This window comes from Hymenobacter daecheongensis DSM 21074 (assembly GCF_900141805.1).
GTDB classification, from domain to species: Bacteria; Bacteroidota; Bacteroidia; order Cytophagales; family Hymenobacteraceae; genus Hymenobacter; species Hymenobacter daecheongensis.
In genome coordinates this window covers 179,990-195,530 of sequence record NZ_FQYN01000004.1, presented here as the reverse complement: position 1 = coordinate 195,530, position 15,541 = coordinate 179,990, and the positions used below count along the sequence as shown (strand labels likewise).

Here is a 15,541-nt window from a genome sequence, read left to right as displayed (position 1 = left end):
GTATTGCAACGAAGCGGTAGAGATGCTTCGACAAGCTCAGCATGACCCGTTCTGCTATTACTTATTCTGCTTATGCGCGTCCTAATCACCGCCGGCCCCACCTACGAACCGCTGGACCCCGTGCGGTTTATTGGCAACCACAGCACCGGCAAAATGGGCTACGCGCTGGCCGAAGCCTTTGCCGAGCAGGGCGCCGAGGTAACGCTCATCAGCGGCCCCACTAACCTGCCCGACCCGGCGAGTCCGCGCATCCGCACCACCCGCGTGGAAACGGCCGACCAGATGTATGCCGCCGCCGCCGCTGTTGCTCATGAGGCGGATGTGTGGATTTTTGCGGCGGCCGTGGCCGATTATAAGCCGCGGGAAGCAGCCCTGAATAAGATTAAGAAGGACGGTGATACGCTTACGCTGGAGCTGGTAAAGAACGTGGACATTGCCGCCACGCTGGGCCGTACGAAGCGGGCTGAACAATTTTCCGTGGGTTTTGCGTTGGAGACAAACAACGAGGAAGCCCACGCTCTGGACAAGCTGCGCCGCAAGAATTTCGACCTGGTGGTGCTCAACTCCCTGCGCGACCCCGGCGCGGGCTTCCGCCACGATACCAACAAAGTGACCCTGCTGGAAGCCGGCGGCCAAACGACTATCTTTGAGTTGAAGCCGAAAGCCGAAGTGGCCCACGATATTGTCCGAACCGTATTTGCCCGCCTGCCTTACCGAGATGCGTAAACTTCTGACTCCGCTGCTGTTTCTGCTCGCGCTGGCTGCCCGGCCGGCCCGCGCGCAGGAGCTTGATGCCCAGGTGGTGGTGACCACCGAAAACGTGACCGTATCGGACCGCCAGCTCATTCAGCAGATGCAGAATGACATGCAGACGTTTCTCAACAACCGGCCCTTTACCAGTCAGACCTACCGGCCCGATGAGCGCATCAACTGCCGCCTGTTTGTGGGCATCAACCGCATTCCGGAGAATGGGTTGTACGAGGCCACGGCCCGCATCGTAACCACGCGGCCGGTGTATGGCACGGGCTACGAGACGAATATGCTGTCGTTTGTGGACCGCAGCTGGGTGTTCCGCTACAACCCGCAAACCCCGATTGACTACTCCGAAAACGCCTTTGTGGGCAATCTGTCGTCGCTGCTGAGCTTCTACGCCTACCTCATTATCGGCATGGATCAGGACAGCTTCGCACGGCTGGGCGGCTCGCCGTACTACGACCGGGCGCGGAACATTCTCAACAACGCCGCCTCGCAGAGCACCACCAACGAAGTAGACAAGGGCTGGAAAGACACGGAGGCCAGCAACCGCTACTGGCTGCTCAACAACCTGCAGGACCCGCAGCTGGAAGGGCTGCGTTCGGGCAGCTACGCCTACTACCGCCAGGGGCTGGATATCTTCATCGAGAAGCCCGACGAGGCCCGGACCAGCATTTTCACGGCCCTGCAGGGCGTGCAGCAGGCGGCCGTGCGCCGGCCCGGCACGCTGCTGGCCCGCTCGTTTTTCACGGCCAAAGCCGACGAAATAGCCAACATCTTCCGCACCACCCAGGATGTGCAGCAGAAGCAACAGGTGGTGACAATGATGAGCGAGGTGGACCCGACAAACTCGGCCAAGTACCAGGGCATGCTGAAATAGGCAGCGCCCCGGCCGGCCCGCTCACAAACGAAAGCCCCGACTGAAGATCTTCGGTTGGGGCTTTCATTTGTGAGCGGGCCAGCGCAAGGAGGGCGCTACGCGGTGGCAGTTGCTGGCTTGGCGCGCTTTTTCGCGGCGGCCGGGGCTTGCAGCAGGGCCGTGCGGAAGTAGGCCTGGCAGCGGGCCTCGTCGCGCGGAAACTGGGCGGCCACCAGCTTCGCTGCGTCGGTGAGGCGCAGGGTGAGGTCCTGGCGGTGGGTGGTGGCGGCGGCGCGGGCCTTGTCGTGCTGCTCGTCGCCGGAGCCGGTACCGGCGCGCCCGGCCTTAAAGGCCTGGTAGAAGCCGGCGTAGCGGGCTAGGGCTTTGGCGTGGGTAGTGGCGGCCTGGGCGGCGCGGGCAAAGAGCAGATCGGCGGTGAGCAAGGTGGCCTGGGTGTACTCCTTGCGGCCGTTGGGGAAGAAGTCGGTGCGGATGGCGGGCGTCTTCTGGCTTTTGTAGTCGAGCAGAGCTTTGTCGGCTTCAAGCTGGTGCTGCAAATCGGCCAGGGCGCCCCACATCTGCTGGGCGCCGGTGCGGCGCTGGCTGGTGCCGGCATCGGCCTGCGTGATGGCCCCGAACAGGGCGGTATAGTAAGTAGTCAGGTCGGCGATGACCGCGGCGAAGACCCCGTCGGGGTTGTCGAGGGTGAGGCGCTGGAGTACGTCGAGCGCGAATTTCTGCAGGCGCGGCAGCGTCACGTCGCGGGTAGCGAAATAGTCGGGGGCGAAAAACGGGGTAGGATCTAACATGGATAGGGGGTAGGCCAGGGAAGAGTGGGAGCAGGTAAGCAGCTGGCGTACCGTAACGGTACGGATTTTCACACCGGAAAAAAACTCTCGGCCAGTTCGGTCCCCGGCGGTAGGGCAGTGGGCGGTTGTGCCGCCTGGCCCGCTGAGCTGGGTAGGGCGGCTTTCCTTGCCGCCGCCGCCTTATGGCGCAACTGCTCACGCTAGGCCCGTAGCCAGCGCGTCAGGCGCGGAAAGGTTTCGGGCGTGGTCAGGCCCATCCAGACCAGCAAGGGCAGGCCTATGAAGCAGTTTTGGCGGTAGTTATCCAGAATCCAGGCACTCTGGCCGTGGTAGCCCGAGGGGTGAAAGACCACTTCGGGCGGCAGATTCAGGGCCTGGCAGGCGGCATACGACCAGAGCATGACGGCCATCTCGTCGCCTTCGCGCTCGGGCTGCGACTCGACTACGTTGCCATGCAAGGCGGCCCGCTCGGCGGCGGGAGTCAGGGCCAGATGGCCGGCTTCGTGGAGCACGTCGCCGGGGTACTGCAGGCGGGCGGGGTCGATGAGCAGCCGGCCGCCGTCGATGCGCAGGCCGGGCAGAAAGCAGGCGCCGTGCAGGCGGACTTGCTCCGTTTCAATCCCAATGCCGGTCAGAAAGGCCCGCATAGGGGCCAGCAGGGGCGAAGCGGGGCGGGCACGGAACAGGCGCGGCGGCGTCGCGGCGCGGGTAGCGAGGTAGTTGGGGGCGAAAACGGGGATAGGGTCTAACACAGATAGGGGTAGGCCAGGGAAGAACAGAGCGAAGGTAAGCAGCTGGTGTACCATAACGGTACAGGTTTTCACGCCGGAAAAAACTTTCGGCCGGTCCGCTCCCCGGCGGTAGGGCAGCGGGCAGCTGCGCTGCCTGGCTCCTTCACCCGGTTAGGCATGCTTGCAACGTAGCTGCAGAGCACCCTAACCCGGTTAGGCACGCTTGCAAGCCAGCTGCCTGGCACCCTACCAGTGGTAGGCACGCTCGCCGCTCGTCCGCAAAGCACCCTAACTCGGGTAGGCACGCTTGCAGCGCAGCCGCAGGGCCCCCTAACTCAGGTAGGCTGACTTTCGGCCCCGGCGCGGGGCCGCCTACCGCCGGTAGCCGCCGCCAGCAGGCGGCCAGCTGGCAGCAGTGCCAGGGGTAAGTTTTGCTGCGCTGCGGGCTCTTGTGCAGGGAGCAAAATGGGCAACCTGGTCGGGTATAATTTCAAGTAACATTGTGAAATAGAAGTTTATTCCTCAATTTTGTCCTATGCTGTAGCAGAACGCTACTCCCTGCCCTGCCTCACCCATCCTATTGCTTACTGTGTTTTAATTCAGGCCACCTAGTCTTGGTTACCTGCTGTTCTATCCTGTCCTTTTATCGCCCTTTGCTCAAACGTAGCTACCACCTTTATCCGGTTGTACCAAGTCCTAATTGTTGCCTGTCTCTGACTGGCTTGTTCCCGGGCTTGCTGCCACGAATAGACCAGAAGGGGTAGCCATGCAGCCCGTTAGCTGTCGGGCTGCATGGCTACCCCTTCTGCGCTTGCTCTCATCCACAGCAGCCCGCTGACCAGTCTTTTTTGCCACTTATCTCTTTGCCCCACTCATTTTCTGCATGGAACAACCCTCTACTCAACCCTTGTCTGCTGCCGCTCAGCCCCGCCTGGCCTCGCGGCGGCATTGGCTCAAAGGCCTGGGCGCCCTGATGGGCACCGGCCTGCTGACGGCCCCTGCCACCCTGCTGGCCGCTCCGGTGGCCCCGGCAGCCGCCTCGGCCCTGGTGGGCGGCGATGAATACATTGGTATGGTCAAGATGCTGGCCACGGCCACCCTGCCCCAGGGCTGGGCCCACTGCGACGGGCGCCACTTGCCCACCGGCCAATACCCGGCACTGTTTGCCATGCTGGGCACGCTCTACGGCGGCGACGGCGAAAACACCTTTGCCCTGCCCAAGCTGGCCGGACCGGACCGGCTGCCGGACGGCAGAGTCTTCGCCATTAAGATAGCTAACGCGCCGGCTACGACTGGCGACGGTATCACCCTGCGCCTGGCCCATCACCGCCGTCCCCGAACCGCCCGCGCCGTCTGAGCGGCTGATTCCGGCCACCTCCGGGCGCTTTTCCTGACCTAAGCTTTCTTTCTTCTCTCTTCTTCTCCCACTTTTTTTCCTCCTCACTATGGATGAGTACATCGGTGTCGTTAAACTGTTTGCAGGCACCTTCGCGCCCCAGGGCTGGGCTTTCTGCAACGGCCAGATTCTACCCATTGCCCAATATTCCGCGCTGTTTTCTCTTCTGGGCACCACCTACGGCGGCAACGGCGTGCAGACGTTCGCCCTGCCCAACCTGCAGGGCCGCGTGGCGGTAGGGCAAGGCACCGGACCCAGTCTGCCGCAGGTAGCCCTGGGCCAAACGGGTGGAGCCAACAGCGTGACGCTGACCACCGCGCAGCTGCCCGCCCACACCCACACCCAGCAATTCTCGACCGGCACGGCCAATACGACGACGCCGGGCTCCGGCGTGATGCTGGCCAAGCCCAGCGCCGCGGTCGACAACTCCGGTGACAGCGTAACGGCCAACATCTACGGTCCGGCTACTACCGTCACGCCGGGTTCCCCATCGGCCATTGGCATCACGGGCAACAACCAGCCCGTGAGCGTGCTGCAGCCCTACCTGGGGTTGAGCTACATCATCTGCCTGGAAGGCCTCTACCCGGCGCGCAGCTAATTCCTGCGCGGGAGAGCAGCCCCACGCCTCACCCACCGGGGCGCGGGGCTGCTCTCCCGCGTTGCTGCTGCCCCCTGGGGCAGCCTTATCCGCCTATCAGCTAGTTAGCTCCGGTTGCGCAGCCGCCCAGCCCAGAGCCCGCTACTAGTCACCCCGCTCTTCCGGGCGGGCCCTGGCCCTGCTTACTGGTTGTCGCCACTCCGCAGCTTGCCTTAGTCAATTCCCCTTCACCAGTCATACTTCACCCTTCCTCTTTCCACTTTATGGAAAATAGTTATTCAGTAGCATCCCCTCCGGCTGCTCTGCTCACGGATGTGGGCAAATCCTGGAACCGGCTGCGGACCCGCCTGCTGGTCCTGCTGCTGGTTCTGCTCGGCCCCGTGGGCAGTCAGGCCCAGGTCAGCCAGCCAGCCCGGCGCGGGCAGGCCGCCGTCACCTACAGCCTGCAGGGCGACCGGGGCCTGGCGGCGCTCACCTTCGGCTCCCGTCGCCTGTTTGTGGACCTCGACAAAGACGGCGACAAAGACGTCTTTTACCAGACCGGCAACACGTCCGGCTCGGGCTTCCGGGTTCAGCTCAACAGCGCCGGCACCTTTGGGGCGGCCATTGTCGCCAACGATGCCACGGGCACCTTCAGCAGCGGCCCGCTCAGCGGCATCACCTTCACCCAGCTTTCCCCTCCCGGCATTGAGGTAGTGGACCTGGACAACGATGGCGACGAAGACCTGGTGGAATACCAGAACAGCACTACTCCGCGCCTGCTTCGCAACAATGGCGATGCCACCTTCACGGCGGTAGACATCACCAGCTTACCAGCCATCAGCTTTGGCGTCCGCCACCTGTTCGTGGACCTGAACAACGACGGGGCCCCGGACATTCTGTACCAGACCGGCAACACGTCCGGCTCGGGCTTCCGGGTGCAGCTCAACAACGGCAACGGCACCTTCGCGGCCGTCATTGCGGCCAACGATGCCACGGGCACCTTCAGCAGCGGCCCGCTCAGCGGCATTGCCTTCACCCAGCTCCTGCAACCTTCGCTGACGACTTCCGACCTGGACGACGACGGCGACGAGGACCTGGTGGATTATCAGAGCAACACCGCGCCCCGCCTGCTGCGCAACAACGGCAACAGCACGTATACTGCCAGCACCATCAGCAGCCTGCCCTCCATCACGTTTGGCGCGCGCTTCCTGCTGCTTGACATTGAGTCGGATGGAGACCAGGACATTCTCTATCAGACGGGCAATACGGCCAACACCGGTATCCGCCTGCAGCTCAACAACGGCGACGGCACCTTCGCGGCCGTCATTGCCGCCAACGATGGCACCGGCACCTTTAGCAGCGGCCCGCTCAGCGGCCAGTCGTTCAGCCAGATTACGGTCACGGCCATCGTTCCGGTCGACTACGACGTGGATGGCGATGCTGACCTGGTGGAATTCCTCAACGCCACCACCCCCCGCTCCCTGCGCCAGGACGCTACCCGGCCGCAGCTGGCCAGCACCGCCCCGGCCGACAACGCTACGGGCGTAAGCCCGAGCACCAACCTCGTGCTGACCTTCGACCGCAGCGTGGTGAAGGGCAACGGCAACCTGTATCTGGTGCGTACCTCCGACAACGTGGTAGTGGAAACGGTGGCCGTAGGGGCCGGCAACATTACCGGCTCGGGCACCACCTGGACCTACGACCCCACCATTACGCTGGCCAACACGACCAGCTACGCCGTGCGGGCCGACGAGGAAATCTTTATCGACGCCGATGGACGGACGTTTGTCGGCATCTTCGACAACACGACCTATAACTTCACCACCGGGGTACTGGCCGTAGCGCCTACGGTGACCACGGCGGCCGCCACTACCATCGCCCCCACCAGCGCCACGCTGGGCGGTAACGTGACCGCCGACGGCGGCGCGACGGTCACGGAGCGCGGCGTGGTGTACGTAGCCGGCACCGGCACGCCCACCACCAGCAACACTAAGGTGCAGATCGGGACGGGCACAGGCAGCTTCTCGCAAACCATTACGGGCCTGACCGCCAGCACCCAGTACACGGTGCGGGCTTACGCCATCAACTCGGCGGGCACCAGCTACGGCAGCAATATCACCTTCACCACGTCGGCGGTACTGGCTATTACCCCAGCCAGCCAGACGAACGTTTCCTGTTTCGGCGGCAGTAACGGGGCCGCCAGCGTCAACACGGCCACTGGCGGCGTAGCGCCCTACACCTACAACTGGACGCCCGGCAACCCCACCGGCGACGGCACCACCTCGGTCACCGGCCTCACGGCCGGAACCTGGACCGTGACCGTGACCGACGCCACGAACGCCACGGCTACGCAGTCCTTCACCATCACCCAGCCCCCGGCACTGGCTGTTACCCCAGCCAGCCAGACGAACATTTCCTGCTTCGGCGGCAGCAACGGGGCCGCCAGCATTAATCTTCCCACTGGCGGCGTGGGCGGCTACACCTACAACTGGACGCCCGGCAACCCCACCGGCGACGGCACCCGCTCGGTTACCGGCCTCACGGCCGGCACCTGGACCGTGACCGTGACCGATGCCAATAGCTGCACGGCCACGCAGTCCTTCACCATCACCCAGCCGGCTTCGGCCGTGAACGGCACGACGGTGGTAACCAACGTAGCCTGCTTCGGCGGCAGCAACGGCGCCATCAACCTGACGCCCACCGGCGGCGTGGGCGGCTACACCTTCCTGTGGAACAACGGGGCGACCACCGAAGACCGTACCGGCCTGACGGCGGGCACCTACTCGGTGACCATCACCGACGCCAACAGCTGTACCCGCACCATCAGCGGCATCACCATCACCCAGCCGGCCTCGCCCCTGGCCACCACCGGCTCGCAGACTAACGTGACGACCAATGGCGGCAGCGACGGCACGGCCACCGTGAGTGTGAGCGGCGGCACTTCGCCCTACACCTACTCCTGGAGCCCGAGCGGCGGCACCGGAGCCACGGCCTCGGGCCTGACAGCCGGCACCTACACCGTGACCGTGACCGACGCCAACGGCTGCACCACCACGCGCAGCTTCACCATCACCCAGCCCACCACGGCCACGGTGGTGTCGGTCACGCGCCTGAATCCTTCGCCCACGGCGACGGCCCAGGTGAGCTACCGGGTCGTCTTTTCGGGCAGCGTGAGCGGCGTAACGGTGAGCAATTTCTCGCTGACGACGACTGGCATTAGCGGGGCTGCGGTGAGCAGCGCGAGCGGCTCGGGCACCACCTACACGGTGGTAGTGAACACCGGCACCGGCGATGGCACCCTGCGCCTGAACGTGGACAACAGCACGGGCGTTTCGCCTACGGTAACCGGCTTGCCCTACACCAGCGGTGAGCAATACACCATCACCAAGAGCTTCGCGGCGGCTCCCACCCTGCGCATTCAGGCCGCGGGCAGTGCCAGCGGCAACGGCGACGTGACGGCCTTCGTGGACGTGGTGCAGGTGCTGCAAAGCGGCACCAGTACCGTGGTGGCCAACGGCCTGCAAAACGGCAGCTTCGAAAGCAACAACGTGGCGCCTAGCGGCTTCAAGAAGACGGCCGACGGCGTAGTGGCCGCGCCCTGGAGCTTCACCGGCACGTCCGGCGTGGCGCGCTACGGCAGCCCCTTCGACTCCCAAGTCGCTGGCAAGCCCCAGCCCCTGCCGCCTAACGGCGACGCGGTGGCCCTGATACAGAGCGCCGGCGACAACAACGCCAGCGTCTCGCAGAACCTGGCCGTGCCCACGGGCAGCTACCAGGTGAGCTTCCAGACCATCCAGCGCTACTACACCGCAGTCGACCAGCGGCTGAACGTGTTCGTGAACGACGTATTCGTGGGAAATATTCAGCCCAACAATACCCCCACCTACGAGTCCTTCACCTCAGCCCCGTTCAGCGTGACGGCCCCGGCCCTGACGGCCACCGTGAGTACCACCTCGGCCAGCCCCACCAGCACGTCGCCCATTCCCTTCACGGTGAGCTTCTCGCAAAGCGTGGGCACCACCTTCACGGCTTCGGACGTGACGGTAGCGGGCGGCACGCTGACCAGCGGCAGCTTCGCGGGTAGCGGCAGCGGCCCCTATTCCTTCACCGTGACGCCTACCGGCGCGGGTAGCGTATCGGTAAGCCTGGCCGCCAATGTGGCCCTGGATGCCAACAACACCGGCAACGCGGCCAGCAACGCGGTGAGCGTGCAGTACGTAGCGCCCACCATTGTGGTGAACCCAGCCTCGCTGCCCAACGGCACGGTAGCCGCGGCCTACAGCCAAACCCTGAGCGCCTCGGGCGGTACGGCACCCTATAGCTTTGCCATCACGGCCGGTACCTTGCCCACGGGCCTGACGCTGGCTGCCAACGGGACGCTCTCGGGCACGCCTGCGGCCAGTGGCACGTTCAACTTCACCGTGACGGCCACCGACGCCTCGGGCACCCCGGGTCCGTTCAGTGGGTCGCGCGCCTATTCGCTCACCATCGGCGCCCAGCCGGTGACGGCAGCCCCGGTGGTTACCACGCCGGCCAACGGCCAGCCCCTCAACACCACCACGCCGACCTACTCGGGCACGGCTCCGGCCAACAGCATCGTGACGGTGTATGTAGACGGCAGCAGCATCGGCACGACCACGGCCAATGCCAGCGGCAACTTCAGCCTGACCCAGCCCACGGCCCTGAGCCAAGGTAGCCACACAGTGTACGCCACGGCCCAGACCAGCGGCTCGACCGTCAGTGCCAACTCGAACACGAACACCTTCACCGTGGATACGGTGCGGCCCAGCGTGGCTATCAGTTCTTCGGCGGGTGCCAGCAGCGGCAGCACCGCCACTTCGCCGATTCCCTTCACGGTGACCTTCTCGGAGAACGTAACGGGATTTGTTGCCGGTGATGTGACCGTAACCAACGGCACGATTACCGGTAGCATCGTTAACGGCACCAGCCCCGGCTCCATTTATACTTTCACCGTGACACCGGCCGGCAACGGCATAGTAACGGTGAGCGTGCCGGCTAACGTGGCCCAGGATGCAGCCAGCAACTTCAACACGGCTGCTTCGTCCTTCTCCATCACCTACACCGCTGTAGTGACGGCCACGAGCTGGACGGGCGCGGTGAGCTCCGACTGGTTTACGGCCGCCAACTGGAGCAGCGGCGTGCCCACCACCACGGTGGACGCCACCATCCCGGCCGCGGCCCCGAACATGCCCGGCATCTCGGCCAGCACGGCCACGGCCAAGGCGCTGACGTTGAACCCGGGCTCGACGCTCACGCAGACCGGCGGCACCCTAAACATTACCGCCAACCTGACCAACAGCGGCACCTTCCAGCCCACGGGCGGCACGGTGTCGCTGGGTTCGACTACGCTGGCCAGCATTCTGGGCAGCGGCAACACCCGCTTCTGGAACCTGACGGTAGGGGCCAGCGGCGCGCAGTTGAGCACCTCGGCCAACACCTCGGTGCAGCGCTTGCTCACGCTCAACGGCAACTTCGTTACCAACGGCAACCCATTCACGCTCGAGTCGAATGCCTCGGCCACGGCGATGGTCGTGAACAGCGGTGGCAGCGTGGTCGGCACGGCCACTATGCAGCGTTACATTGATCCGAGCCTGAACGCGGGCCTGGGCTACCGCCACTACAGCTCGCCGGTGCAGAGTACCACCGTTAGTGACCTGGCCACCGCCGGCTTCTCGCCCGTGGTCAACAGCGCCTACAACACGCAGGGCAATACCGTCACCCCGTTCCCGACCGTGTATGGCTACGACGAGGCCCGCATCACGGGTGCCTCGGCCGCTACGCAGACCTTCGAGCAGGGTTACTTCTCGCCCACGGCCCTCACCGATGCCCTGGCCGTAGGCCGCGGCTACACGGTTAATATTGGGGCCAGCGAGAAGGTGGACCTGACTGGTACGCTCAACACCGGTGCCGTATCCGTCGGAGCCCTGTCGCGCGGCCCTGAGGCCAACGCGGGCTGGCAGTTGCTGGGCAACCCCTATCCGGCCCCGCTGGACTGGAGTGTGGCCCGTGCCGGCCTACCCACGGGCGTGCAGGATGCCATTTACGTGTACAAGTCTGCGGACCAGTACAACGGCACCTACCAGACCTATGTGAACGGCGTGGGCTCGCTGCCTAGCGGGCTGGTGCCCGCCATGCAGGGCTTCTTCCTGCGCGTGAGCCAGAACGTGCCCGCGTTCAGCTTCCAGAATGCCTGGCGCGCGACTACCTACCAGAACCCGACCTTTAACCGCAGTACGGCCGATACTCGCCCGCTGGTGCAGCTGGATCTGGTTTCGGCCCAGGGCACGCACGAGCCGGCCTTCGTCTACTTTGAGCAAGGCGCTACCGCTGGCTTCGACGCCCGCTTCGACGCCGAGAAGCTGGCCAACCCGACGGGCCTGAACCTGTCCTCGTCAGCCGCTGGCCTCAACCTGGCCGTCAACGGACTGCCGGCGCAGAATGCCGCCACGGTGGTGCCGCTGGCCGTAGGCGTGCCCACGACGGGCACCTACTCGCTGCAGGCGGCCAGCCTAGCCAACCTGGGCACCACCAGCGTGTACCTGCACGACGCGGTGACGGGCCAGCAGATCGACCTGCGCCAGCAGCCGAGCTACGCCTTCTCCGCCTCCAACGCGGCGCTGATTACCAGCCGCTTCTCGCTGCGCTTCGGGGCCCTGGCCCCCACGGCCACCAAGGGCAGCCTGACGGCGGCCAGCGTGAGCTTGTATCCAAACCCGGCTCATCGCAGCTTCACGTTGAGCCTGCCGGCCGTAGCGGGTGCTTCTCAGGCCACGCTCACGCTTTATAACGTGCTGGGCCAGCCCGTGCGTACCACTAGCGTAGCACTGCCCGCCGCCGGCGTGCAAACCATCATGGACGTGCAGGGCCTGCCCCTGGGCGTGTATGTGTTGCGCATCCAGGCCGGTAGCAGCACCATCACCAAGTCGGTGGTGGTGGACTAGTCCGCTGGAGCCCAGGCCGGGCGACGACGACGCGTTGTCGTTGTCGCCCGGCCTTCCGGCGCGGCTTTTCCCTTCTTTCTTATGAATACTGATATGAACCGACTTCTCCTTTTGCTTTTTCTGATTGGCCTGGGCCTGCTGACGACCCCAGCAGCCCGGGCGCAGGGCCCCGGCCTGGGCGGTCCCGCGCCAGCGGCCACCAATGTTCCCCTCGACGGCGGGGCCTCCCTGCTGCTAGCCGGCGGCTTGGCTTTGGGCCTGCGCCGGCTCCGCCGGAAATAATATCCTAACCACCAGCACTTGGTGGTTGGCATGTACTTGTATGCCTGCGGTAAGTCCCCCTGTCAGTTGACAGGGGGACTTTTTTGTGGGTAGCTGTTCAGAAAGTCACTAGAACGGCATTCTGGATTTGAGTCAGAAGACTTCCTGACCAGCACTATATAAGTGCCCTGCTATTCAAAAGGCAAAGCCCCTCCTAATTTGGAGGAGTGCTTTTTGCTAAATGGCTTGGATGCTGGTTGTGGTTTAAAGGGGAATGACTAATTTTATTAGTCGAAATGCCTCTGGAAGCATTGAAAGGGCAAAATCAGCTGTTTTAACAGCTTTTGCCTGTTTATCAGACGTATGATTTCCGCTAACTGACGCGCCATGCTGGTTGATCTTCGCATAAATAATTACGCCCTTATTGAGCAGCTGGAGCTTCGGCCCTCGGCGCTGCTGAACATCATCACCGGCGAAACCGGGGCCGGCAAATCCATCATGCTCGGGGCCATTGGGCTGCTGCTGGGCAACCGCGCCGACTCGAAGATGCTGTTTGACACGCAGCGCAAGTGCGTGATTGAGGGCCAGTTCGATATTTCGACTTATCACCTCCAGGACATTTTCGAGTCGGAGGACCTGGACTATGACGCGCAGTGCATTCTGCGCCGCGAAATAAGCCCCACGGGCAAATCCAGAGCCTTTGTGAACGATACGCCCGTAACGCTGGACGCGCTGCGGAAGATCGGGGCCAACCTGATGGACATTCACTCCCAGCACGATACGCTGCTGCTGGGCGATGCCGTATTTCAGCTCAATCTGCTTGATCTGTACGCGGGGCTGGTGCCGGCGCGGGCGCAGTACAGCAATGCCTATCGGCAGTACCGGAAGCTGGAAGCCGACCTGAAAGGGCTGGAAAACCAGGTGGTGCAGGCTAACAAGGAGCTGGACTACCAGAGCTTTCTGCTGAGCGAATTGGAAGAAGCCCGCCTCGACGATGAGGACCAGGACGCGCTGGAGCAGGAGGTGAAGCAGCTGGAGCACGCGGAGGAAATCAAATACAAGCTGACCCAGGCGTTCCAGAGCCTGAGCGAGAGTGAGTATTGCGCCACCGGCAGCATGAAGGAGGCCGCCACCATGCTGGGCCAGATTTCGAGCTACGCCGATCAGTTTAAAACCCTGAAAGCCCGCCTCGACAGCTGCCTGATTGAGCTGCACGACATTGCCGACGAAGTGGAAGCCGCCGAGCGCCGTACCGAAGGCGACCCGGCCCGCATCGACGAGCTGCAGGGCCGCCTGAATGTGCTCTACAACCTGCAGCGCAAGCACCAGGTGCGCGACACGGCCGACCTGATAGAAGTGCGCGACGAGCTGCGGCAGAAAGTGGGTTCGGTGCTGAACCTGGATAAGGAGATAACGCGGCTGCGCAAAGATGCCGAAGGAGCCTTGGCTACGGTGCGGCGGCAGGGCGGCAAGCTGTCGGAGAGCCGGCAGAAGTCGTTTCCGAAGTTTGAGAAAGAGCTGGGCGGGTTGCTGGCCGAGCTGGGCATGCCGCACGCCCGCATTGTGGTGCAGCACACGGTAGGCGAGCCCACCGCCAGCGGACTTGATGTTATCAGCATCCTGTTTACGGCCAATAAAGGAGCCCAGCCCCAGACGCTGAGCAAGGCCGCGTCGGGCGGCGAATTCTCGCGCCTGATGCTGTGCATCAAGTACATGCTGGCCGACAAAACCGCGCTGCCCACCATCGTATTCGATGAAATAGACACCGGTATTTCGGGGGAAATTGCGGTGAAAGTAGGCCGCATGATGCAGCAGATGGCTAAAAAGCACCAGCTTATCGCCATTTCGCACTTGCCCCAGATGGCCGCCGCCGGCGACGTGCACTACTTCGTGTATAAGGAAGACCGCGCCGACCGCACCGTGAGCCGCATCCGGGAGCTGAGCACGGAGGAGCGCATCCGCGAAATTGCCCACATGATTGCGGGAGCCAAACCCAGCGAAAACGCCCTGCAAAGCGCCCGCGAGCTGCTGGCTTTGCGCGGGGAAGAGGTGGCGGCGTAGGGCAAGCAGAACGGGTCATGCTGAGCTTGTCGAAGCATCTCTACCACTTTGTCTGAATAGCATTGCAACGGAAGCGGTAGAGATGCTTCGACAAGCTCAGCATGACCCGTTCTTGTTTTTTTTGCTCTTTTGTAGCTCGAACTCCAAACTCACCAACTTACCATATGTCCAATAACCTACTCGCTGGCAAAGTCGGCATCATCTCCGGGGCGCTCGATGAAAAGTCCATTGCCTGGAAAGTGGCTCTGAAAGCCCACGCCGAGGGGGCGCGCTTCGTGCTGACCAATGCCCCGCTGGCCATGCGCATGGGCGAAATCAACAAGCTCGCCGAACAGTGCGAGGCCCTTATCATTCCGGCCGATGCTACGTCGATGGAAGACCTGGAAAAGCTGTTTTCGGGCGCGCAGGAGCACTTGGGCGGCAAGCTCGACTTCGTGCTGCACAGCATTGGCATGAGCACCAACATCCGGAAGGGCAAGCACTACGGCGAGCTGAACTACGAGTGGTTCCAGAAGACGCTGGACGTGTCGGCGCTGTCGTTTCATAAGATGCTGGCCGTGGCCGAGAAGCTGGACGCTATGAACGAGTGGGGCTCGGTGGTGGCCTTGTCGTACATCGCCGCCCAGCGCGTATTCCCCGACTACACGGACATGTCGCAGGCCAAAGCGGTGCTCGAAAGCATTGCCCGCAACTACGGCTACCGCTTCGGCAAGCTGAAAAAGGTGCGCGTGAACACCATCTCGCAGTCGCCGACCAAAACCACGGCCGGCACCGGCGTGGGCGGCTTCGACGCTTTCTACGACTACGCCGACAAGATGTCGCCGCTGGGCAACGCGCCAGCCGAAGCCTGCGCCGACTACTGCATCAGCCTCTTTTCGGACCTGACGCGCTACGTGACCATGCAAAACCTGCTGCACGACGGCGGCTTCAGCAGCACCGGCATCTCGGAAGATATCGTGGAGACGATGACTAAGCTGCACTCGTAGAGCGACTCTTTGTGCCTATCCAAAAACACGAAGCCTGCCCAAAATTGGGCAGGCTTCGTGTTTTTGGATAACTCAGGCTGCGGACTGTGCGGTCAAGCCCCGGAGGGGCGGTATATCGGTAGTAAAACCGCTTAGCTTCTGTT

Annotated in this window: 10 protein-coding genes; 8 read left to right on the top strand and 2 right to left on the bottom strand. The window is 63.5% G+C overall.

Features of this window, described 5'->3' with window-relative positions; genetic code table 11:
* Positions 1-72 precede the first annotated feature (72 nt).
* Both BUB62_RS19790 and porD read left to right on the top strand, forming a co-directional pair.
* Entirely contained in the window at positions 73-726 is a 654-nt protein-coding gene (locus BUB62_RS19790) for a phosphopantothenoylcysteine decarboxylase domain-containing protein (RefSeq protein ID WP_084538950.1), read from the top strand.
* Positions 719-1,633 carry a type IX secretion system protein PorD gene (gene porD / locus BUB62_RS09005; protein WP_073108961.1) on the top strand — a complete coding sequence of 305 codons (915 nt, stop codon included), beginning with the start codon at positions 719-721 and terminating at the stop codon, positions 1,631-1,633. The genes BUB62_RS19790 and porD overlap by 8 nt, the downstream gene beginning before the upstream one ends.
* Positions 1,634-1,728: 95 nt before the next feature.
* Here porD and BUB62_RS09000 read toward each other — a convergent pair whose 3' ends face one another.
* Together BUB62_RS09000 and BUB62_RS08995 are read right to left on the bottom strand one after the other, a co-directional pair.
* A complete protein-coding gene (locus BUB62_RS09000; protein WP_143164094.1) occupies positions 1,729-2,421 on the bottom strand; it encodes a hypothetical protein in 693 nt (230 codons plus the stop codon).
* A 200-nt stretch (positions 2,422-2,621) separates the two neighbouring features.
* The gene (locus BUB62_RS08995; RefSeq protein ID WP_143164093.1) at positions 2,622-3,173 is read right to left on the bottom strand and encodes a hypothetical protein; all 552 of its coding nucleotides are present in this window, start codon (positions 3,171-3,173) and stop codon (positions 2,622-2,624) included.
* Positions 3,174-4,059: 886 nt separating this feature from the next.
* Between BUB62_RS08995 and BUB62_RS19540 the strand changes: the two genes are divergently transcribed.
* From BUB62_RS19540 to BUB62_RS08965, 6 genes are all read left to right on the top strand, one after another.
* Positions 4,060-4,509, top strand: coding sequence for a phage tail protein (locus BUB62_RS19540; protein WP_073108955.1), 450 nt, complete (start codon positions 4,060-4,062; stop codon positions 4,507-4,509).
* Between the two features lie 88 nt (positions 4,510-4,597).
* The gene (locus tag BUB62_RS08985; protein ID WP_073108952.1) at positions 4,598-5,146 is read left to right on the top strand and encodes a phage tail protein; all 549 of its coding nucleotides are present in this window, start codon (positions 4,598-4,600) and stop codon (positions 5,144-5,146) included.
* Positions 5,147-5,409: 263 nt separating this feature from the next.
* A complete protein-coding gene (locus BUB62_RS08980) occupies positions 5,410-12,090 on the top strand; it encodes an FG-GAP-like repeat-containing protein (RefSeq protein WP_084538949.1) in 6,681 nt (2,226 codons plus the stop codon).
* Positions 12,091-12,183: 93 nt separating this feature from the next.
* Complete coding sequence (locus tag BUB62_RS08975; protein ID WP_073108948.1) at positions 12,184-12,372, top strand: PID-CTERM protein-sorting domain-containing protein; 189 nt, start codon at positions 12,184-12,186, stop codon at positions 12,370-12,372.
* A gap of 366 nt (positions 12,373-12,738) precedes the next feature.
* A complete protein-coding gene (gene recN, locus BUB62_RS08970; RefSeq protein WP_073108945.1) occupies positions 12,739-14,412 on the top strand; it encodes a DNA repair protein RecN in 1,674 nt (557 codons plus the stop codon).
* A 164-nt stretch (positions 14,413-14,576) separates the two neighbouring features.
* Positions 14,577-15,398: an enoyl-ACP reductase FabI gene (locus BUB62_RS08965; RefSeq protein WP_073108943.1), complete on the top strand. Its 822-nt coding sequence runs from the start codon at positions 14,577-14,579 to the stop codon at positions 15,396-15,398.
* The last annotated feature ends 143 nt before the right edge of the window (positions 15,399-15,541 follow it).